This is a genomic window from Novosphingobium sp. NDB2Meth1 (genome assembly GCF_900117425.1).
Lineage (GTDB): Bacteria > Pseudomonadota > Alphaproteobacteria > Sphingomonadales > Sphingomonadaceae > Novosphingobium.
The window spans coordinates 353,989-374,226 of the sequence record NZ_FPEH01000016.1 but is presented as its reverse complement, the minus strand read 5'-3'; the positions used below and the strand labels follow the sequence as shown (position 1 = coordinate 374,226).

The window sequence follows — 20,238 nt, the reverse complement described above, 5'->3', positions numbered from 1 at the left end:
GAAATGAGCGGAAGCCGCCTTCCGGCCGCTCTTGAAGTGACAGCCCTGATTCGCCTTGTCGAAGCCAAAGGCGGCTTCGGCGTTGTCGTGCATCGCGGCGAGCTGGACAGCGGCACGATCTTGATTGTTATTGTCATCAATCAAGGGTTTGGTCAGTCAAGTGCGCAGGTCTATGAGCGCTTGCCAAAGCCGGATGGCACTCTAGGCTGGACCCTTTCGAAAGCCCAAGATCCTCAAGATAAAGCGGAGTTCGATCAATATCTGAGCCGCCGAGCTGCGCAGGACCGCGACTTGTGGATTGTCGAACTGGCCATCGCGGACGGCGAACAGTTCATCCGGAATCTTGAGGAAATTGAGAACAAACACGGATTCATGGGTTGACTCACTGAGTACATTCCTTAGGGCGCCCGCTCTCGACCACGCGTAGGCAGCGATGAGACGGCAAGAAAGCCTCCACGCCAGCACGCAGACGGGGGGCAGACGCCAGAGCCTTCGAGCGGCATCAGTCTTGCAGCCAAGTCCTGCTTTGACTGAACCGATCGCGCTTTGTGCCGACGTTCACCGCCCAATGACGAAGTTGCATGAGCCGCCAGTTCCGTGTCGCCAGTGCCGTGTGCATTGCTGCAAGTCTTGCCACTATCCTGTTCAGCACCGGCGGTTCCGGTGCGAAAGCACAGGACATCCAGATCCCGGTCGCTGAAGCACCCGGATCCTCGGCCATAACCGTTGAACCCCGCACGAGTGTGTTCCGGCCGGTCGAACAGCCCCTTCCCCAGCCCGAACGGACTGAGCCTGATAGCGCGGACGCCTTGCCGTCTGCCTCTACTCTGGCCGATCTGGTTGAGCGTACGCCGCTCCCCGCATCGCTTTCGCGCGAGATGGAATGCCTTGCCGGCGCTGTCTACTTCGAGGCGCGCAGCGAAACCCTTGCCGGCCAGCTGGCGGTTGGGCGTGTGATCGTCACCCGCGCAGCCTCAGGCCGTTTCCCGAGCTCCTATTGCGGGGTCGTCTACCAGCCCTCGCAGTTCTCGTTCGTCCGCGCCAATGCGATGCCGTGGGTTGATCACGATAGTGCCAAGTGGCAGCAGGCCGTGAAGATCGCCGTAATTGCCGACAGCGGCGCCTGGAAAAGCCCGGTGGAAGGCGCGATGTTCTTCCACGCGGCGCATATCGCGCCGTCCTGGGGCAAGACCCGCATGGCGCGGGTGGATAACCACGTCTTCTATCGCTGATCGCGTCTGATCGGATTCTTGCAGCCCTGGCCTCAGGCCATGGCTGCAAGCGCCGTCCGCAACGTCGAGAAGTGCGATTGGCGCGCAAGCAAGTGGAGCGCGTGAACGTTGGGAAGGCGCTGAGCCATGGACTGCGCCATTTCAGGCGGAGTCCAATTGTCGGCGCTGCCCTGCCAGATTGTGACAGGATGTATCACGTCTGACAGCAGTCCCGCCCACGGCCGGACATAGGCCTCGATTTCCGCCTTGTAGCTTGGAAGTCCTCCAATCAGGCATGATTGCAGCACCTGGCGGTAGGGACCGACAAACTGCGCATCAGCTTTCAGTTCACGATCATCGCCTTGCGCGGTCGCAAACAGAAAGTGGGTAAGCAGGTGCGGCAGTCGCGCTGCGCAAAATGACTGCGCCCCCGCCAAGGCAGCGAACAACCGCGGTCGCTGCATCGCTGCCCGGAAGATCGGCGCGCCAGCCATTTTGCCAAGAAAGTTGCCAATTTCGAGCGGTCCCGCCGGGGAGACCAGCTGCAGAGTCAGATCGGCGGCGGGTATTCGCGCTGCGACTTGAAGCGCGACATGCGCCCCCGCCGAGAAGCCGACGAGGCGCACAGGCCCTACGGCGCCAAGCTCAGAGATGCTCGCAACCAATTGCCCGATGCGGGATTCCGGTTCAAGCGGCAGCGCAGCCCGATCCAGCGCAATCCATGATCGGACGGCTTCACCACCCAAAAGTGCCAGTTCGGCTGGAGCGCCGGGATTGCCGTGAAAATAGATAGTTCTCACGGCAATCTCCATACAGCCGTCAATGCCGGAAGTGACGCATTCCCGTGAAGACCATCGCGAGACCGGCAGCATCGGCCGCTGCGATCACTTCGTCGTCCCTGATCGAGCCGCCAGGTTGGATGACAGCCGTAGCGCCCGCTTCCACGGCAGCCAGCAGACCGTCGGCGAACGGAAAGAAGGCGTCCGACGCGACCGCAGAGCCGACGGTGCGCGGTGCGTCCCAGCCATAGGTCTCCGCGGCTTCCTGCGCCTTCGCGGCGGCGATCCGCGCGCTGTCGCGACGATTCATCTGGCCTGCGCCGATGCCCGCCGTCACCCCATCCCGCGCATAGACGATGGCATTGGATTTGACGTGCTTGGCGACAGTCCAGGCGAAGCGGCAATCGGCAAGCTCCTGCGCGGTCGGCTGGCGCTTGGTCACCACCTGCAGCACGTCGTCGGTCAGCTCGCCATTGTCGCGATCCTGTACAAGCAGACCGCCAGCGATGGGCACGGTGACCAGCCCGGCGCGGCTTGCAGAGGGCATTTCATCAAGGAGCAACAGGCGAAGGTTCTTCTTGCGGGCGAACGCAGCCAGCGCAGCTTCGTCGGCGCCGGGTGCAACCACGACTTCCGTGAAAATCTCGCAGATCGCTTCGGCGGTGGCACCATCAAGCGGGGTGTTGAGCGCGACGATACCCCCGAATGCAGAGACCGAATCGCAGGCCAGCGCGGCCTTCCACGCCTCGAGCGGGGTCGCCGCGACGGCCACGCCGCAGGGATTGGCGTGCTTGACGATGACCACGGCGGGCTTGTCCGCTCCGAACTCCGCTATCAGCTCGAGTGCCGCATTGGCGTCATTGTAATTGTTGTAGGACAGTTCCTTGCCCTGCAATTGCTGCGCCTGCGGAAGGCCTTTCACCGGGCTGCCCTGCGCCGGCACATAGAGCGCGGCGCTCTGGTGCGGGTTCTCGCCGTAGCGCAGCGTGGAGACCAGCTTGTTTGCCGAGAGCAAGGTTTGCGGGAAGTGCTGCTGCTGGTCGGTGACGGCAAACCACTGGGCAATCGCCGCGTCGTAGGATGCGGTCGCGGCGAAGGCCTTGGCGGCCATCGCCTTGCGGAATTCGAGGCTGGTGGCACCGCCGGTCGCTTCCAGCGCTGCGATCAGCACGGCATAGTCCGCGGGATCGGTCACGATGGTCACGTAGTGGTGGTTCTTGGCCGCCGATCGCACCATCGACGGCCCGCCGATGTCGATGTTCTCGATCACTTCCTCGCGGCCTGCGCCCTTGGCGACGGTGGCGGCGAAGGGATAGAGGTTGACCACAACAAGGTCGATCGCCCCGATTTCATGTTCGGCCATCGAGGCGGCATGGGCCGGATCGTCGCGAACTGCCAGCAGCCCGCCGTGAACCTTCGGGTGCAGTGTCTTGACGCGGCCGTCCATCATTTCAGGAAAACCGGTGAGGTCCGAGATGTCGCGCACGGTCAGGCCTGCATCACGCAGCGCTGCAGCGGTCCCGCCAGTCGACACCAGCTCGACTCCATGGGCCGCAAGGGCGCGGCCGAGGTCGGCAAGGCCGGATTTGTCGGACACTGAAAGCAGCGCCCGCTTGATCGTCACGTCGGTCACAATGGAATGTCCTGTCTAGCGCATCTTCTTGAGCAGCCACGAGAACGACTCGCCGCTGCGCGGAATCTTGGCCGAGATCACCAGCTGCCGTGTGGCAAGCGGCCGTCCCATGCCATCAGACCAGATGCTTTCTTCAAGCGTGACCGGATCGCGGCCGGAACGGAACTGCCATAGGCTGCCGTCGGGCAAGGCCAACGTGACGCCAAGACCGTCACGCCCTTGCGCCAGCTCGATATGAGGGCCGAGGTGGAAGCGCAAGGCCACACCGATCATTCCGCGCTTGCCGCGGCGGCCGGTCGGCACCAGCAAGTCCTCACCGCGCAGTTCGCTACCATCGTCGCGCATGATCAGAATGCGGCGATGCGTGAGGCCATAGCGGCTGACATAGCCGTTATGGCTCGCTTCGATCCGCGTGGCGCCAGCACCTTCGCCGGTGAGGATGCGGCGATCTACTTCGACCTCCGAAACGCCGGGCCCAAGCTTGCCGTTGATAAGCACCGCGGTGGAATTGAAATCGTCGATCGCCAGCGTCGAATGTGCGGCCGTAGCGCGCAGGCCCTGCGCCAGCCGCAGCGGGATCTGGCCTCCAGCAAAGGCCGCACCGCCGCAGTTAACGATCAGGCGTTCCTTGCCGTGGCTGAATTCGAACGCCAGCGTCGATGCACAGCCGTCACGCGCATGGCGCGCCACGGGGGGTGGTGCAGCATCGAACTGCAGAACAGACTTGCCCGCTGCGACGCGCTGATAACCCCAATGGCGCGCATCGCGCAGCGGACGTGTACGCACGCCGCTTGCCTTGATCAGCGCGGCAATACGTTCCGGCGATACCGCACCGGCGCCTTGCCACGAGCCAAGCCCACCGTCGCCATGAAGCAAGGTGAGCAGCGGCGGAACCAGCATCTCGAGGATCGCGTCGAGCTGAGGCGGCGGGGTGCTGCGAACGGCCGCATAGCAGGCGCGCAGTTCGATCAGCAGTTCGATCACCTCGATCTGGCCGAGCGGGCTGCGTGAAAGCACCCCGCCATCATCGCACACGAGATTGCCCAGTGCCCTGACCAGCCCGCCTTCGCCGTAGAGCTTGCGCGCACGGCCATCGTCGAGCAGCAAGCCGGCGGCGGTGATGGCGGTCCAACCGGCGACTTCGGCGAGCGTATCCTCGGCCCGTCCAACGTGGCGGTCCAGCCAGCGCGCGGTCTCGTCAAAGGTAGTCAGCACCCGGGCACGCAGCTTGCGATCCTGGCTCGAGAGCAGCAGCGGAGCATGGATCAGCCACGACAGGAGCCGGTGCCCGGCGTTTCCGACGGCCCAGGCAGGACCGGCTCCCGGGCGCGGATTGGCCGCGAGCCATGCCGCAAAAATCCGTTCGGCCACTGGTGCGCACTGTGGCCGCGTGGCGCAGCTTGCCAGATCGCCGAGCCAGCTGAAGCCGTGGACCACACGCTCGAACGGCGGGGAGAGCCGAGGACCGCTGAATTCGGTATCGGCGATAGGGAGTTTGACGCCATGGAGCAGGAAATGCCCTGCACGCAGCGCCGTTCCGGATGCCGGGTCACCGGGCAGCATGCTGGCAACGGTGGCCGTAAGTCGCGGCCGTGCGCGCTTGCGGAAGGGATTGAGCGCTGAGGGCGGCAGGCCCAGCCCATAGGCCAGCCGGATCAGCCGCTCGCCCGCGCTGACCTGCGGCGGTGAGAAATCGGCTACGGTAAGAGCCCGGCCCGATTCGAGAGGCGCAATCTTGCCAACATCGATGGCGACAGGAGGATTGCTCTCTGCTGCGATCGGCCGCGACTTTGTCGGCGCAATGACCAGCGGCTCCGGGTCGGGACCAAGCGGCAGTGCGGGGCGCCGGGTATCGCTGTCGAGCGCGGTATCTGGCTCCGGTTCGCGCGCAATGCCCTGGTCAGAGGCTTCACGGGTTCCGGAGAATAGGCGCGCCATGGCGTCAGTCAGCGCCCTTTAGCGCGGCGATGTTGGCGGAATAGCAGGTGGGACCGCCCTTGAACGTGGCTGTCCCTGCTACCAGCACATCAGCGCCGGCGTCCATGCACTGCCGTGCTGTCATAACATCGATCCCGCCGTCGACTTCAAGGTGGATCGGCTTTCCGGTCTTGTCGATCATCGTGCGCACGGCTTCGATCTTGCGAAGCTGGCTGGCGATGAAGCTCTGGCCGCCAAAGCCGGGATTGACGCTCATGACGAGGACCAGATCGATCTCGTCAATCAGGTAGTCCAGCATCTTGGCCGGTGTGCCCGGATTGAGCGCAATGCCGGCTTTCTTGCCCAGCCCGCGAATGGCCTGAACGGTACGGTGGATATGCGGGCCCGCCTCAGGATGGACGGTGATGATATCCGCACCTGCGGTGGCAAAGGCTTCAAGGTAGAGATCGATCGGCGCGATCATCAGATGGACGTCGAACGGCTTTGCACTGTGGGGGCGCAGAGCCTTCACCACGCCGGGCCCGATAGTGATATTGGGCACGAAATGGCCGTCCATCACATCGACATGGATCCAGTCTGCACCAGCGGAGTCGATCGCCCGCACTTCCTCCCCCAGCCGTGCGAAATCGGCTGAGAGGATCGATGGGGAAATCAGCGGCGCGGCCATCACGAAAACTCGCAAACAGGAACTGGCTATACGCGGCACTTCTGCGCCCGGCGGCCATCACCAAAAGCGATTACCGGTGGCGAATCGGCGGAACAAGCGTGGATACCTCCCTTTTCCACACGGATTATCCCTATTTGCCGCCGATTCGGCGCAAACACGACTGGCGTCTGCCAGGACCGGTTCGGCCCAAGGCAAATGTTTGCGACAATGTTCACCTTGCCGAACCGTGCAAAGCCTGCCTATGGCGCCGCCGGGTCCGCGCTCCCTCGTTCAGAAGCGCTGGTTTTGGGATGATGTCATGACTCTGCCGAAGTGGCGTACTGCCATGGCAACCGTGCTGGGATTGATCACTGCGCCCCTGGGGCTGCATGTGGACACGGCAAAGGCGGCCCCTGCATGCATTGGTCCGGCGAGTGAGACGTGGATCAACATCACAGTTGACCGCGTGCGCAACAGCAAGGGCCTGATCACGGCGACGCTCTACACGAATGAACCCAAGCGCTTCCTCGTCAAGAACGGATCGCTTTACGTCGCGAGCACGCCGGCCACGGTTGGCCAGACCCGGTTCTGCCTGTTTGTGCCGCATCCGGGGACTTACGCTATCGCGATCTATCATGACGAGGATTCGTCCGGGACGATCAATCGCGGCGGTTTGTTTGGCATCCCCAGCGAAGCAGTGGGCTTCTCCAACAACCCGACGATCTTTCTCGGGCCGCCATCGCTGCGCTCGACGCTGGTAACGATCGAACATCCAAATCAGTCGATCACCATCAACGTGAAAAAATTCTGATCGGCCCGATCAACCCGCCGCGAAAGCCGCCGTAAGGTAGCGCGGCGCGAGCTCCTCGGCCAGAGAGAGTGCGCGCGGATCATCGACGTCCATCCACCAGGCGTTGCCGATGTCGCAGGTCGCAGCCCGCCCGCGGTCTGCCAGCCACTGCATACCATCGGACAGGCTGCCGGACTTTCCAACATCAATCGCCGCTGCAATCGCCTCGGCCAGGCGAGGCGTGGCGAGGAATGCGCCGCAGTCAACCGCATCCCACTCGGGGATAGTCTTGCCGATGGCGCTGATGAAGCCGTTTGCATCGGTCTTGACCCAAGTCGCATCGTCCGGATCGATCAGCGGGCTTTCAGTCTGCCGGTCGATCCCGAGCGTGACGTCGCGCGTTTCGCTGCCCACTTTGCTCAGGGCACCGAGAATGGCACTGTCGAACATATGGTCCGCCATCATCAGCAGGTAATCGCCTGCGCATCGCGAAGCGCCTGCCATGACGGAATAGCCGTTTGGCTTGCTCCAGTCGGCCACTCGCACAGGCTCGATCGCAACAGCTACACGCCGGGACAGGTCGGCCAGGAATGCCTCGACATCGTCCGCCTTGTGGCCCGTAACGACCACAACGCGAGTGATCCCCGCCGCGGCCGCCTGCCGGATACCGATCTCGATCAGCGGGACACCACAGACAGGTGTCAGCGGCTTTGATGGCGACAGGGAAGCGAGCCGGCTGCCATAGCCGGCGGCAATGATCACGGCGTCCATCAGGTCGGTCCTCTCTTCCGCGCCGGGGCCAATAACGCAGACGGCGCCGATCCTGCATCAGGACCGGCGCCGCTAGTGTTGTGCGAGCTGGAAGCTTACTCGGCAGCCAGTGCAGTTTCCGAGATGTATTCGTCGACCAGCTGGGCGGCGACATCATCGTTGAATTGCTGCGGCGGGTGCTTGCAGAAATAGGCCGAAGGGCCGATCAGCGCGCCGCCTTCGCCGCGCTCCAGCGCGACCTTGCAGCAACGAATCGCGTCCATGACGCAGGCGGCCGAATTCGGGCTGTCCTCGACCGAGAGGCGCAGCTCAAGATTCATCGGGACGTTGCCCCACTGCGTACCTTCAAGGCGAAGGAAGCACAGCTTGTTGTCGTTCTGCCACGGAACATAGTCCGACGGGCCGACGTGAATGTTCTCGTCGGCGAGGCGCTGAGCGAGCATGGCCTGCACCGCTTCGGTCTTCGATTCCTTCTTCGAACCGAGGCGCTGACGATCGAGCATGTTCATGAAGTCGGTATTGCCACCGGTGTTGAGCTGGTAGGTCTTCTCGACCGTAACGCCGCGGGCGCCGAACAGGCTCGACAGGACGCGGTGGACGATCGTCGCGCCGACCTGGGCCTTGATGTCGTCACCCACGATCGGGATGCGCTTGGCGCGGAACTTCGCCTCCCACTCGGGACGGCTGGCAATGAACACCGGCATGCAGTTGACGACTGCAACGCCCGCTTCGAGCGCGCATTCCATGTAGAATTCGGTTGCCGTTTCCGAACCGACTGGCAGGAAGTTCAGGAGGACTTCCGCGCCGGAATCGCGCAGCGCAGCGACGATCGATTCGTGCGTGGCTTCCGGAGCATCCGCGAGGATGAAGCCGCGCTCGCCCATGCCGGTCATATGATCGGCAACACCGTCGAGGATCTTGCCCATCATCACCTTGGCGCCGGTCGCGGGGACCTGCGGCTGGAAAACGGCGGTGCAGTTGGGGGCGGCGAAGATGGCTTCGGCAATGTCCTTGCCGACCTTGCGGGCATCGACGTCCACGCCCATCACGAACTCGACGTCGCCGGCGCCATAGCCGCCAATCCGCTCATGAATCAGGCCCGCAGCCGAATTGGTGTTGCGGTAGAACTCTACACCCTGCACCAGCGAGCTTGCGCAGTTGCCTACGCCGATCACTGCGACCTTGATTGGCTTCATTTTAACCAGATCCCCTTGGGCAATCGGAATGCCGTTGTAACTAAACTGCCTCACTCCACACAAAAGCTCCAGATTGCAAGGAGATTTCCGCAGCGTCATGCAAGCGGCCGCGAGGTGGTGGCCACCTTGCCACCCGGTCCTTCTTTTGCACTTGCGAAAGTTGAAGCTCGCGCAGCCATTCTGGTGTGATCCCGATCTGACCAAGTCATCAGAAAGGCCCAGTTATCTGGTCGAATCGATTGACCGCCATGCGCCTATCGCAATGCAGCAATTGGTGGCTGCGAAATGCACGATTGGGCCGATTCGGCGGGGGCCAAACGTCCGAAACAAGCTGCGCGTTGGTCACGAATCAACGGGATTTGGTCTCGCCGAGCCTGCCCAGCAGCAGCGCTGCCGCGATCAGAGCCATTCCGATCGCGTCAAGCGGACCCATCGTCTCTCCGAAAACCAGCCACCCGATAAGGATCGAGACTGCCGGCTGGGTCAGCAGGACCACGCCGATGATGAGCGCCGAGAAGTGCCGCAGGGCGAAGACGATCAGGCCTTGCCCGACAACCTGACTGCAGAATGCGAGCGCCACCAGTGGCCACCATACGTGCGGCCAAACCGGTTCGCCCAGCCATAGCGCGATGGCCAGCATGACCGGTGCGCTCGCCAGCGTCGAGGTGAACAGCAACTCCCAGCTCTCGAACCGGTCGCGCGCACCCTGCAGCAGCATGATATAGAAGAAGTAGAACACACCGGCGAGAATGCAGAACAGGTCGCCGATAAGGGTGACATGGTCGATCTCCAGCGAACGGCCGAGCAGGATTGCCGCACCGCTGATGGCCGCTACGATCGCCGCCAGCTCGATGGGGCGCGGTAAGCGCCGCGCCGCGATCAGGCCCCAGACCATCAGGATCAGGCTGCCGGAATTTCCGAACAAAGAGGCGTTGCCGAGCCGAGTATAGGCTATGCCAATATGCCAGCTTGCCAGATCGAGCGCGAAGGCCACGCCCGCGATCGCAATCAGCAGCCAAGCGCTCAGCGGCGCGACCGCCCGGACTGGACCGCGTTGGCGCACGGCAAGGATCGCGAGCACCGGCAGTGGCAGGAACAAGCGCCAGAACCCGGCGGAAACCGGGCCTGAGTCCGCCATCCGGACGAACCAAGGCCCCAGCGCGAGGGCGAAGTTCCCGCCAAGCAGGGCGACGAAATGCCAGGGATTGGGGCGCGGCAAGCCGCGCCGGTCGTCAATGCCTTTCATGGTCCGCTGGTCAACTCGAGCTTGTCATGCAGACACCGGCATCCTAGCTGGGTTTTAAATGGAAACTCTGCCGGGCGCAGCAGGGTCTGGCTATCAGGTTAGGGGGCTGACGCCGATCGGGCGAAGCTTCACTGTGAGCCGGTCCATAAAGCGCCCGCCCTGATTTCCCAAGCCCCACTTCTGCAGGTTCCCCGCGTGCCAGCCCCAGCAGTGTTACCCCGAGAAGGACTTCCGTCGATGCATGAATCGCTTTTCCGGCCGATCCAGCTTGGTGCCATCGCCGCGCCAAACCGCATCCTCATGGCACCGCTGACGCGCGGCCGGGCAGGACCGGATGCCGTCCCGACCGAGATCATGCAGACCTACTATCGCCAGCGCGCAGACGCGGGCCTGATCATCAGCGAAGCGACCGGGATCAGCCGCGAAGGCTCCGGATGGCCCAGTGCGCCGGGCATCTGGAGCGATGCGCAGGTCGAAGCATGGAAGCCGGTCACCGAAGCGGTGCACCAGGCGGGGGGCCGTATCATCCTGCAGCTCTGGCATATGGGCCGCGTCGTTCATCCCTATTTCCTCGGCGGCGAACTGCCGGTGTCCGCATCCGCGACCCGCGCGCCGGGCCACGCGCATACGCCGGAAGGCCGGATGGAGAATGTCGAAGCGCGCCCGCTTCGGCTCGACGAGATGCCGCGCATCGTTGACGACTATGGCCATGCCGCTGAGAACGCGAAGCGCGCCGGGTTCGACGGTGTCCAGCTTCACGGTGCGAACGGCTACCTGATCGACCAGTTCCTGCGCAATTCCTCTAACCTCCGCGATGATGACTACGGCGGCAGCCCGGAAAATCGCGTGCGGCTGATGCGTGAGGTGATGGAGCGCCTTGTTTTGATCTGGGGCGCCGACCGCGTTTCGATCCGCCTTTCGCCCAATGGAGACAGCCAGGGCGTTGACGACAGCGATCCCGCTACGCTCTTCGCCGAAGCGGCGCGGGTGCTCGAAGCGCTCAAGGTCTCGTTCGTCGAGCTGCGTCAGCCCGGGCCGGAAGGCACGTTCGGCGCGACCACCGTGCCGCCGCAGGATCACGTGATCCGCGGGCACTATTCGGGGCCGCTGGTGCTCAACAGCGACTACACGCCCGAGGCTGCCGCCGCCGACGTGGCGTCCGGCCGTGCCGATGCGATCAGCTTTGGTCGGCCCTACATCTCGAACCCGGATCTGGTGGAGCGCATTCGCCTCGGGGCCGAACTCGCGCCGAATGTAGGCGTGCCGCAGACGTGGTATTTCCCAGGTGAAGCAGGGTATATCGACTACCCGACGCTTGCCGAGGAGCGGGCGCGCGCTAAGGCCTGAGCGGAGGTAGTCCAGCAGCCGGTCCTTAGGAGCAAAAGATGCGTACGATCCCGCGGTCCTGGCTGTTCGTTCCCGGAGACAGCGAAAAGAAGCTGCTCAAGACGCCGGAAACCGGCGCTCATGCGCTGATTGTCGATCTTGAGGATGCGGTTGCCCTCTCGGCCAAGCCCGATGCGCGGCGAATGACGCGCGACTGGCTGGAAGCGCACCGGCGCCAGATCACGATGCGCAAACAGGCACGGTGGGTACGGATCAATGCCGTCGAGACCGGCCTGTGGCGCGAGGATCTGGCAGCCGTCATGGTCGGCGCGCCTGAAGGCATCATGCTGCCCAAGGCCGAAGGCCCTGAGCAGATCAGGCAGGTCGCCGCCGAAATCTACGAACTTGAACAGCGGCACGGCATTCCCAACGGCCAGACTCGCCTGCTGCCGCTGGTCAGCGAAACCCCGCGCGCTGCCCTGACCATCACGGCCTACATGGACGCATCGATGCCGCGGCTGGCAGGCCTGACCTGGGGGGCGGAGGACCTCTCCGCAGAGTTGGGCGCAGCGCGCAAGCGCGATGCCGATGGGCAGTGGACCGATGCATTCCGTTTCGTTCGCGCGCAGACCTTGCTGGTTGCTCATGCACGCGGCGTCTGGGCGATCGATACGCTCTATGCTGATTTTCGCGATGTCGAGGGTACCAGACGCGCGGCAGAAGCGGCTCGGGCGGACGGGTTTTCCGGCATGCTGGCGATCCATCCCTCGCAGGTACCGCTGATCAACGCAGCCTTCACGCCCGGCGAGGAAGAGCTTGCCAATGCCCGCGCGATTGTCGACGCGTTTGCGGCCAATCCGGGCGTCGGAGCACTGCAGTTGCAGGGCCGGATGCTTGATCAGCCGCATCTGCGGCAAGCCAAGGCGCTGCTCGGGATCGACTAGCCGCGGTCTGGGCTCAGGGGTTCGCAGGCTTTGCGCTGGCGGTGACCTTTGGTGAAGCGGGGGCTGCATCATCGGGTCCGGCATCGGCATTGGCTGCTGCATCGCCAGCCGTGTCCGAAGCTTCGACAGCCATGCTCGCATCACCTTTGGCTACGGCGCTGCGCGCAGCGGGTGCTAGCGGGGCTTGTGCCTGCGTCCGATCCGTCTCCAGCATCGCATCGCTGACCGAACCGGGCAGGATCTCACCGCTCGCTGTCGACGCCGCCTGCGGCGCTGAAGATTGTCCGCAGCCACCAAGCAGCAGTACCGGGGCCAGCGAGACAACCAGCAATCGAGATGGCAACAGACGACTCATGCGGGATCCTTGATGGCAGGATTTGCCGTATCACGGGGTTCAAGCAGGCCCAGAAAGCTTTCGCACCGCGCGAGCAATGCCCTATCCCACTCTTCCGGCGCAACCGAAATGCCCAGTGCAGCCAAGCTGGTAACGCCGAACTCTTCGATCCCGCAGGGCACGATCCCGCCGAAGTGCGTCAGGTCCGGCGCGAGGTTGACCGAAAACCCGTGCATTGTCACCCAGCGCCGGATGCGGATACCGATGGCGCCGATCTTGGCTTCCCCGGCATCGGCACCGCGGGTCCAGATCCCGACTCGTCCTTCGGCACGCCAAGCGTCGACGCCGAAATCGCCCAAAGTATCGATGACCCAGCCTTCGACCGCGTGGACAAACCCGCGCACATCCCGCGCGCGTTTGCCGAGATCGAGGACCAGATAGCCGACGCGCTGGCCCGGCCCGTGATAGGTATAGCGCCCGCCCCGTCCTGCCTCGACCACATCGAAGCGCGGATCGAGCAATTCGTCTGTGGCGGCGCTCGTTCCCGCCGTGTAGACTGGCGGATGTTCGAGCAGCCAGATCAGTTCGCGCGCCTTGCCTTCCTGCACAGCGGCGTTGCGCGCTGTCATGGTATCCAGCGCCTCGCGATAGGGCACAAGATCCTGCCCCTGAAGGATCTCGATTTCACCGGGAACGTTCATGCCGGCAGCGCATGAACCTCCCCGGCCGCGCTGGCAAGACCGGTCAGGGTTGATTGCACCGCACGGGGGGTGCGCATCTGTTCCGGTCCTGCTAGGGCTGCGGCGGAAAGGGACATGAGTGCCGTGACAACCTTGGACAGCAGTGCGGCCTGGGCCAGCGCCACCCGCATGGTCGCCGCCAACCGTGACCTTCTCGTGGCGATTGCCGGTGTCTTCTATGTGCTGCCGGGTCTGGCAGGTGCCGTTTTCGTGCCTTCACCGGCGATGACGCCCGAGATGTCCGAGGCGCAGATGCTGGCGGTGATGCAGGACTATTACGCCAACTCGCTGCCGGTTCTGCTTATCCTGTCCCTGCTCCCAATGGCCGGAATGCTGACGATGCTGGTTGCCATGCTTGATACGGCGAGGCCGACCGTAGGACAGGCGATCCGGCACAGTGTCCGCGCGCTGCCGACCTACTTCGCTGCCCAGTTGCTGATCGCACTCGGCATACTTCCCGTATCGATCGCACTGGCCAGCGTGTTGGCCTTGCTCTTGGGAGATAAACTGGCGGTTCCGATCGCTCTAGGCCTGCTGCTCTATCCGATCATGCGGACCATGCTGGTCGGACCAGTGGTAGCGGGAGAGGGTGTTCGCAATCCGGTCACCGCCATCCGCGAAAGTTTCGAGCGCACCCGGCACAATGCAGGGCGGATCCTGCTATTCATCGGCATGGCCGCCTTCGTGTTTCTGGTCGTCTACGGCCTCGTCATGATGTTCGTTGGTGTGGTGCTGGTCCTCACGTTCAAGGGCGAGCCGCAGCGCCTGCTGGGTGAGGGCGTTGCCGGCGTGCTGCTTGCCGTCGGCTATACCTACTTCGTCGCGATGCTCGCCGCGATCTACCGTCAGCTTGCGGGCGATGCGGCTGGCCCTGCCGAACGGTAACCGCGATGGACGAAGCGAATGTGCAGCTGCCGCGGAGCCGCATGGCGCTGCTGTTCATGGTCATGCTGGTCACGGCGGCAGGCAACACGGCCATGCAGTCGGTCATGCCGTCGATCGGCACGCATCTGCATATCGCCGATGTCTGGGTAAGCCTCGCCTATAGTTGGTCGGCGCTGCTTTGGATGCTGCTGGCGCCGTTCTGGGCGCGCCGGTCCGACAGGCGCGGGCGCAAGGCGATGATGGCGCTGGGGCTTGTCGGGTTCGCTGTCTCGTTCGGCCTGTGTGGGGCAGCGCTCCATTTTGGCCTGAACGGCACCATTGATGGCCTTACCGCCATTCTGCTCTTTGCCGCCGCGCGCTCCCTCTACGGAACGTTCGGTTCAGCCGCCCCGCCGGCGGTGCAGGCTTATGTCGCCAGCCGGACCAGCCGGGCCGAGAGAACGCAGGCGCTTTCGATGGTCTCCTCCAGTTTCGGACTGGGAACTGTGCTTGGCCCCGCGCTCGCGCCACTGCTGATTCTTCCGGGTCTCGGTCTGATCGGGCCCTTTGCTGCGTTCACTCTGGCCGCGGTCGTTGTCCTCGTCCTGCTACGGCTGCGCCTGCCTGATGATGACCCGCGTTTCTCCGGCCGCGGCGAGATTCTGGGCGAGCCGATGAGCGCTTCTTCGAACCCTCGCATGGGCGGCGCGACTCAAGCAGCGGACGATCATCTCCACGGTGCTGTGGAGCTGGACCACCATTCCGTGGACTCGAAGGCCGGGAGGCTGCGCTGGCTCGATCCCCGGCTCAGGGCGTGGCTCGCCGCCGGGACGCTGGGCGGACAGGCACAATCGATCCTGCTCGGAGTCGTCGGCTTTCTCCTGCTCGACCGGCTCGGCCTGCGCCATCAGCCTGATGCGGCGGCCGGGCCGATCGGCCTCGTGCTGATGTGCGGCGCAGTCGCCACACTGCTTGCGCAGTGGGGGCTCATTCCGATGATGAAGCTTGGCCCCCGGACATCCACCCTGTGGGGGATGGGCCTTGTCGCGATCGGGACGCTCGGCATGGCGGCTGGTCGCGATCTGCATGCCATCGCAACCGGATTTGCGATTTGCTCGCTGGGCTTCGGTCTGTTTCGCCCTGGCTTCACGTCTGGCGCGAGCCTTGCGGTCACACCCGCTGAACAGGGACAATCGGCGGGCATTGTCGCGGCGGTAAACGGCTCGGCCTATATCATCTCGCCAGCCATCGGTGTGTGGCTTTACAACCACTCGAACTGGCTGGCCTGGGGCGTTGTCGAGGTGCTTGCCGTGTCGGTCATTCTGATCTGCGTCTTCGGCATGCGCCGTGAGGCGGCTGCCTGACGCGGATCAGGGCAGTTCCAGCCGGGACACGACGCGCCCGGCTGCAGCATCGTGCAGCCGTACCGAGAGCATCAGCAACAGGTTCAGGCCGATTGAAAGATAAAGGAAGTACCACAGCGGACTTCCGGCGATCATCGCAAAGCCAAGCAGGATCGCGCGCGGATTGGGGCCAAGATAGCGCAGCATGACGAGCAGGGGTCGCTGTTCGCGCTGAACTTCCGCTCTGATCTGGGCAAGTCGCACCGGTTCATTGGCCATCGCCTGCGTCACCGCCGCATCGATCCGCAGCGCATTCGGGCTCATACCGGCGGCCAGGCGCAAGTAACCCGCCACGAACGCCCGCAGCAGCCAGCCAACGCCGCCCTTGTCGCGGAACAGCTCGCGGTTGTTGCCGCTCGAATTGTGCAACCACGGCGTACCATAGGTCCAGTGCTGGTAGAACCGCCGCTGCACTTCGACATGATTGGCTTGGACTATATGACTGGCACCAGCGGACAGCGTCCAGAACCACGCCCAACCGGTGCCCATCGTGCGGGTCAGCACGATTGCCAAAAAGACATAGAGAACGATGTGACTCGCATAGTCGCAGATGCCGTCGACCAGTTCGCCCAGCGGGCTGGACCGGCCCGTAATGCGCGCAAGATCGCCATCTGCGCCGTCAACGATGTGCCAGGACATGTGGAGCAACATGCCGAGCATGGCCCAGAGCGGGCCCGTCGTGTCCCAGTAGACGACACCCGCTGCGACAACCAACAACCCGCCGAACACCGAGACCATGTTCGGGGTGATCGGCGTGGGCGCCAGCAATCGTGCGAGCTGCCATGCCAGCGGATGGTAGAGGTAGTGATTGAGCGCATCCTGCAATTCCCGCGCTCGCGCGGGACGTTTCACCGCAGCGGGCCGGATTGTGGTCGGGGATGTGCTCATGCCGCCTGCCTCGCTTTATTTGCGCGCGCCGAGATCGCCTTGGCCGACCGTCCCGCTCGCCATCGTCAGCATGGCATCAAGGCTCTTCTTGGCGCCGAGCCGCAGAGTCTCTTCGATCTCGATCCTCGGCTCCAGATCTCGCAGGGCGAGGTAGAGCTTCTCGAGCGTGTTGAGTGCCATGTAGGGGCAAATGTTGCAGTTGCAGTTGCCGTCCGCACCGGGAGCACCGATGAAAGTCTTTTCCGGGAGCGCCAGCTGCATCTGGTGAATGATATGCGGCTCGGTCGCGACGATCAGCGTGTCGCCGGGGAAGGTGCGAGCAAACTGCAGGATGCCGCTGGTCGAACCGACGTACTCGGCATGATCCACGATATGCGGCGGGCATTCCGGATGCGCTGCAACCGGTGCACCGGGGTGTTGGGCCATCAGCTTCAGCAGCTCGGTTTCCGAAAAGGCCTCGTGCACGATGCATACGCCGGGCCACAGTAGCATTTCGCGCCCGAACTTGCGGTTGAGATAGCCACCAAGATGGCGGTCGGGGCCGAAGATGATCTTCTGCTCCGGCGGGATCTGTGCGAGGATCGTTTCCGCACTCGACGACGTAACGATCACGTCGCTGAGCGCTTTCACTTCGGTCGAGCAGTTGATGTAGGTGAGCGCGATGTGATCGGGATGTGCTTCGCGGAAGGCGCGAAACTTCTCGGGCGGGCAGGAATCCTCAAGGCTGCATCCGGCATCCATGTCCGGCAGCACCACGATCTTCTCTGGGCTCAGGATCTTCGCCGTTTCCGCCATGAACTTCACGCCGCAAAAGGCGATGACTTCGGCGTCGGTCGCCGCAGCCTTGCGAGACAGTTCAAGAGAGTCGCCGACGAAATCGGCCAGATCCTGTATCTCGGGCTTCTGGTAGTAATGCGCCAGGATCACCGCCTTGCGGTCCTTGCGCAGCCGGTCGATCTCGGCACGCAGATCAAGGCCGGAAAGATTGGCGGGCTGGGCTGTCATGGCTTGAAATCCCCTGGGTCGGGAGAAAGCCGATGCCCTCTCCGTGTTACCCGGCACTTAGGCACCGCTGCTGCTACGGGCAATAGCCTCTGCGTACGCAGCCACAGCCGGCATCCCGGCCACCACCTGGATAAGGCCGTGTACGATCACGACCAGCGTCATTCCGGCAATCGTGGCCGGGTGCACGCGGCCCTGAACCTTGGCGTCATGACGTGCGACAATTCCAAGGAAGCCAACCTGCAATACCGCTTCAAGCCAGCCACCGCCTATCTGGCCCAGCAGTGGCATGGGCAGCAGCCGCCCCAATGCCGGTTCCATGAGGATTACGGTCGCCGCGAGCATCAGCCGCCGATGCCACTGTGTCTGGCGGCGCAGCGCGATCGCCGTCACGACGGTCAGCGCGAAGATGACCACCTCGATATGCGTGAGCGCAAGAAAGTATCCGTCAGTGAAGAAGGGCGGCACCCGATGCATCGCCAGCGCCATGCGACCGGCGTAGGTACCGAGCAGCACGATTGCGAGGACGAGCCCGAGGCTGGCCCAGCCCAGTTTGCGGTGTAGAGAAAGATTGCCGCTCCCCGCCAGACTGTTCTGGACGATGATAGTGCCAAGCCAGCCAAGCATGGCGATGCCATGGGCGTGGATCCAGATCGGCGTCCGGAGCGGATCGACAAACCCGCGCAACGCCCATTGCAGGAAGCCGAATACGATCACGCCGGCCAGAACCTGCGCCAGCCGCGTGAAGAAGCGTTGGTCGGATAGATACGAAGCGTCCGCTCGCGCTGCTGCAAAGTCCATATTCCCACTCCCGCGATCAGCCCGTGGCTTTTGCCAGTCAGCGCAAGGTCGTCCCGTAACGGCAGGTTATGGCTTTGCAGGCTCTCCATCAATCGAAACCGACACTTTGACGTCGCCAAATCCCGCTACTTGCAACGGGATAGCCAAGTTCTGGCGAATGGCATCCTTTGCAGCAGAGCGCGCCAGACCAAGGAGTACCGGATTGGCGGCCTGCTGCACTGCCAACTGTTCTGCCAGCTTCGTGTTGTCACGCGTCAGCTTGTCCTGCGCGGCTCGCGTGATCCACACCCCTTCGCGCAGGTACTGCGCCCGCCCTTCGTCAAGGTTTGGGCGGGTGACTTCAAGCGCTGGCAGACGCACCGAAAGTGTCTTGCTCGCCTGGTCCCAGCGCATGCGGTCGCGGCCGACTTTCCCGAGTTCAATGGCATAGTCGACCCGCGCCGGAATGACCGCGACCTGCCGGGAGGTGACGAGGCCGAACAGGCGGCTGTCATTGCTGGCCACGACCGGGGCAAGTTCTGCACTGAACACCGTCAGGCGATCCTGCTTGTCGAAGGCGATCAGGCTGGTCGCCAGAGGATCTCCGATAGGGACTGGCTTCCACAGCTGCCAAGCGAGGAAAGCAGCCGCTGCCGCTGCGGCAACGAAAAGCAGCCATGGCAGAGCTGCCCCGCGCGCCCGGACCGGTATGCTGGCTCTTGCCGATCCGGACTGCGGGTTCAGGCGGTCAAGGTCCATTTCGGCTCCGGCACCTGCGGCCCGCGTGCAACGCGGCCTTGCGTCTCGAGATCGATGAGATGCGCGAGTACCGAGCGCCCCGCCGCCCCGTTGAGGCGAGGATCGAGGCCCTTGTACATCTGGGCGACCATCTCGGGGATCGTGGCCGGCGCTTCGCTGATCACACGCAGGATCTGCGCCTCGCGCTGACGCCGATGGCCGATCATTCCCCGCACAAGCTGCTGTGGCTTGGTCACCGCCGGGCCGTGCGCCGGGTAGTACACCGAATCCACACGGCCCTGCAGCTTCTGCAGCGAGAGCATATAGGCGCTCATGTCACCATCTGGCGGAGAGACGACGGTGGTCGACCAGCCCATGACGTGGTCGCCAGTAAACAGCGCCCCGCTTTCCCGGAGAGCAAAGCACAAGTGATTGCTGGTGTGGCCGGGAGTCGCCACGGCCTCCAAGGTCCAGCCGTCACCGGCGACCAGCTCGCCATCACCGAGAACCCGGTCCGGCTGGTATGTCGGGTCGAACGCTGCGTCCGCTCTGGCGCCGCGGTCGTCGATCACCAGCGGCGCGCAGCCGATGATCGGGGCGCCGGTCGCAGCCTGCAGTGGTACGGCGGCGGGGCTGTGGTCGCGGTGCGTGTGCGTGCATAGGATCGCCACCAGCCGCTGGCCGGCGATGGCCTTGAGGATGGCGTCGACATGGCCGTCGCCGTTCGTGTCGGCATGGCCAACCTCGCCGGTACCGATCGGGCCCGGATCGATCACGGCGACGTCGCGGCCACTGCCCACAAGATAGGTCTGCGTGCCCGTGAACGTGAATGGCGAAGGGTTGGGGGCAAGAACCCGGCGCACCTGCGGTTCCAGCTCGACCGCAAGGCCAGTGTTCCATTCAGACCGATCGGGGATGGAAATGCCCGGCGTTGGATTGGGGGTTGCCATGGGCGTGATATGGGGAGTTTCGCGTGGCGGCGCAACGCCGCGTCGGTTCAGCCGGGCAT

The 20,238-nt window shown here is 63.8% G+C and carries 21 protein-coding genes; 7 read left to right on the top strand and 14 right to left on the bottom strand.

The genetic code is table 11. The annotated features are described in order from the left end of the window. Positions 1 to 3: 3 nt before the first annotated feature. On the top strand, positions 4 to 381 hold the full coding sequence (locus NDB2M1_RS13905) for a DUF1491 family protein (protein ID WP_054122638.1): 378 nt from the start codon (positions 4 to 6) through the stop codon (positions 379 to 381). A gap of 200 nt (positions 382 to 581) precedes the next feature. Further along, a complete protein-coding gene (locus NDB2M1_RS13900) occupies positions 582 to 1,232 on the top strand; it encodes a cell wall hydrolase (RefSeq protein ID WP_054122637.1) in 651 nt (216 codons plus the stop codon). Between the two features lie 32 nt (positions 1,233 to 1,264). Here the strand turns inward: NDB2M1_RS13900 and NDB2M1_RS13895 are convergent, their stop codons facing one another. Genes NDB2M1_RS13895 through rpe form a run of 4 tightly spaced genes read right to left on the bottom strand, consistent with a single transcriptional unit; the run spans position 1,265 to position 6,228 of the window. Further along, positions 1,265 to 2,023: an alpha/beta fold hydrolase gene (locus NDB2M1_RS13895; RefSeq protein WP_072383130.1), complete on the bottom strand. Its 759-nt coding sequence runs from the start codon at positions 2,021 to 2,023 to the stop codon at positions 1,265 to 1,267. Positions 2,024 to 2,030: 7 nt separating this feature from the next. Next, a complete protein-coding gene (purH, locus tag NDB2M1_RS13890; protein ID WP_072383129.1) occupies positions 2,031 to 3,623 on the bottom strand; it encodes a bifunctional phosphoribosylaminoimidazolecarboxamide formyltransferase/IMP cyclohydrolase in 1,593 nt (530 codons plus the stop codon). Positions 3,624 to 3,638: 15 nt separating this feature from the next. Then, positions 3,639 to 5,561, bottom strand: a complete 1,923-nt coding sequence (locus NDB2M1_RS13885; protein WP_083554854.1) for a heparinase II/III family protein — start codon at positions 5,559 to 5,561, stop codon at positions 3,639 to 3,641. A 4-nt stretch (positions 5,562 to 5,565) separates the two neighbouring features. After that, the gene (gene rpe, locus NDB2M1_RS13880) at positions 5,566 to 6,228 is read right to left on the bottom strand and encodes a ribulose-phosphate 3-epimerase (protein WP_072383128.1); all 663 of its coding nucleotides are present in this window, start codon (positions 6,226 to 6,228) and stop codon (positions 5,566 to 5,568) included. A gap of 325 nt (positions 6,229 to 6,553) precedes the next feature. Here rpe and NDB2M1_RS13875 point away from each other — a divergent pair, with 325 nt between their 5' ends. Further along, entirely contained in the window at positions 6,554 to 7,018 is a 465-nt protein-coding gene (locus tag NDB2M1_RS13875; RefSeq protein WP_143146760.1) for a DUF2141 domain-containing protein, read from the top strand. 9 nt (positions 7,019 to 7,027) lie between these two features. Here NDB2M1_RS13875 and NDB2M1_RS13870 read toward each other — a convergent pair whose 3' ends face one another. The 3 genes from NDB2M1_RS13870 to NDB2M1_RS13860 all read right to left on the bottom strand — a co-directional run bounded on the left by NDB2M1_RS13870 (position 7,028) and on the right by NDB2M1_RS13860 (position 10,210). Further along, entirely contained in the window at positions 7,028 to 7,768 is a 741-nt protein-coding gene (locus tag NDB2M1_RS13870; RefSeq protein ID WP_054122632.1) for a phosphocholine cytidylyltransferase family protein, read from the bottom strand. 95 nt (positions 7,769 to 7,863) lie between these two features. Then, positions 7,864 to 8,964, bottom strand: a complete 1,101-nt coding sequence (locus NDB2M1_RS13865; protein ID WP_054122631.1) for an inositol-3-phosphate synthase — start codon at positions 8,962 to 8,964, stop codon at positions 7,864 to 7,866. Between the two features lie 349 nt (positions 8,965 to 9,313). Next, a complete protein-coding gene (locus NDB2M1_RS13860; protein ID WP_054122630.1) occupies positions 9,314 to 10,210 on the bottom strand; it encodes a DMT family transporter in 897 nt (298 codons plus the stop codon). 237 nt (positions 10,211 to 10,447) lie between these two features. On the opposite strand from NDB2M1_RS13860, the gene NDB2M1_RS13855 reads away from it, so the two are divergent. Further along, positions 10,448 to 11,557, top strand: coding sequence for an alkene reductase (locus NDB2M1_RS13855; RefSeq protein WP_054122629.1), 1,110 nt, complete (start codon positions 10,448 to 10,450; stop codon positions 11,555 to 11,557). A gap of 38 nt (positions 11,558 to 11,595) precedes the next feature. Beyond that, positions 11,596 to 12,480: an HpcH/HpaI aldolase/citrate lyase family protein gene (locus NDB2M1_RS13850; RefSeq protein ID WP_054122628.1), complete on the top strand. Its 885-nt coding sequence runs from the start codon at positions 11,596 to 11,598 to the stop codon at positions 12,478 to 12,480. Positions 12,481 to 12,493: 13 nt separating this feature from the next. On the opposite strand, the gene NDB2M1_RS13845 is transcribed toward NDB2M1_RS13850, so the two are convergent. Both NDB2M1_RS13845 and lipB read right to left on the bottom strand, forming a co-directional pair. Beyond that, positions 12,494 to 12,835 carry a hypothetical protein gene (locus NDB2M1_RS13845; RefSeq protein ID WP_143146759.1) on the bottom strand — a complete coding sequence of 114 codons (342 nt, stop codon included), beginning with the start codon at positions 12,833 to 12,835 and terminating at the stop codon, positions 12,494 to 12,496. Then, the gene (lipB, locus tag NDB2M1_RS13840; RefSeq protein ID WP_072383126.1) at positions 12,832 to 13,515 is read right to left on the bottom strand and encodes a lipoyl(octanoyl) transferase LipB; all 684 of its coding nucleotides are present in this window, start codon (positions 13,513 to 13,515) and stop codon (positions 12,832 to 12,834) included. Before lipB ends, NDB2M1_RS13845 begins: the two co-directional genes overlap by 4 nt. Before the next feature lie 114 nt (positions 13,516 to 13,629). On the opposite strand from lipB, the gene NDB2M1_RS13835 reads away from it, so the two are divergent. Next, a complete protein-coding gene (locus NDB2M1_RS13835; RefSeq protein WP_143146758.1) occupies positions 13,630 to 14,439 on the top strand; it encodes a hypothetical protein in 810 nt (269 codons plus the stop codon). 5 nt (positions 14,440 to 14,444) lie between these two features. Further along, on the top strand, positions 14,445 to 15,782 hold the full coding sequence (locus tag NDB2M1_RS13830) for an MFS transporter (RefSeq protein WP_253185884.1): 1,338 nt from the start codon (positions 14,445 to 14,447) through the stop codon (positions 15,780 to 15,782). Between the two features lie 6 nt (positions 15,783 to 15,788). On the opposite strand, the gene NDB2M1_RS13825 is transcribed toward NDB2M1_RS13830, so the two are convergent. The 5 genes from NDB2M1_RS13825 to NDB2M1_RS13805 all read right to left on the bottom strand — a co-directional run bounded on the left by NDB2M1_RS13825 (position 15,789) and on the right by NDB2M1_RS13805 (position 20,179). After that, the gene (locus tag NDB2M1_RS13825) at positions 15,789 to 16,709 is read right to left on the bottom strand and encodes a CDP-alcohol phosphatidyltransferase family protein (protein ID WP_072383124.1); all 921 of its coding nucleotides are present in this window, start codon (positions 16,707 to 16,709) and stop codon (positions 15,789 to 15,791) included. 15 nt (positions 16,710 to 16,724) lie between these two features. Further along, entirely contained in the window at positions 16,725 to 17,714 is a 990-nt protein-coding gene (nadA, locus tag NDB2M1_RS13820) for a quinolinate synthase NadA (protein WP_072383122.1), read from the bottom strand. Between the two features lie 57 nt (positions 17,715 to 17,771). Beyond that, positions 17,772 to 18,512: an adenylate cyclase gene (locus NDB2M1_RS13815; protein ID WP_072383120.1), complete on the bottom strand. Its 741-nt coding sequence runs from the start codon at positions 18,510 to 18,512 to the stop codon at positions 17,772 to 17,774. 66 nt (positions 18,513 to 18,578) lie between these two features. Next, complete coding sequence (locus NDB2M1_RS13810; protein ID WP_072383118.1) at positions 18,579 to 19,250, bottom strand: DUF4230 domain-containing protein; 672 nt, start codon at positions 19,248 to 19,250, stop codon at positions 18,579 to 18,581. After that, entirely contained in the window at positions 19,232 to 20,179 is a 948-nt protein-coding gene (locus tag NDB2M1_RS13805; protein WP_072383116.1) for an MBL fold metallo-hydrolase, read from the bottom strand. The genes NDB2M1_RS13810 and NDB2M1_RS13805 overlap by 19 nt, the downstream gene beginning before the upstream one ends. Positions 20,180 to 20,238: the final 59 nt, after the last annotated feature.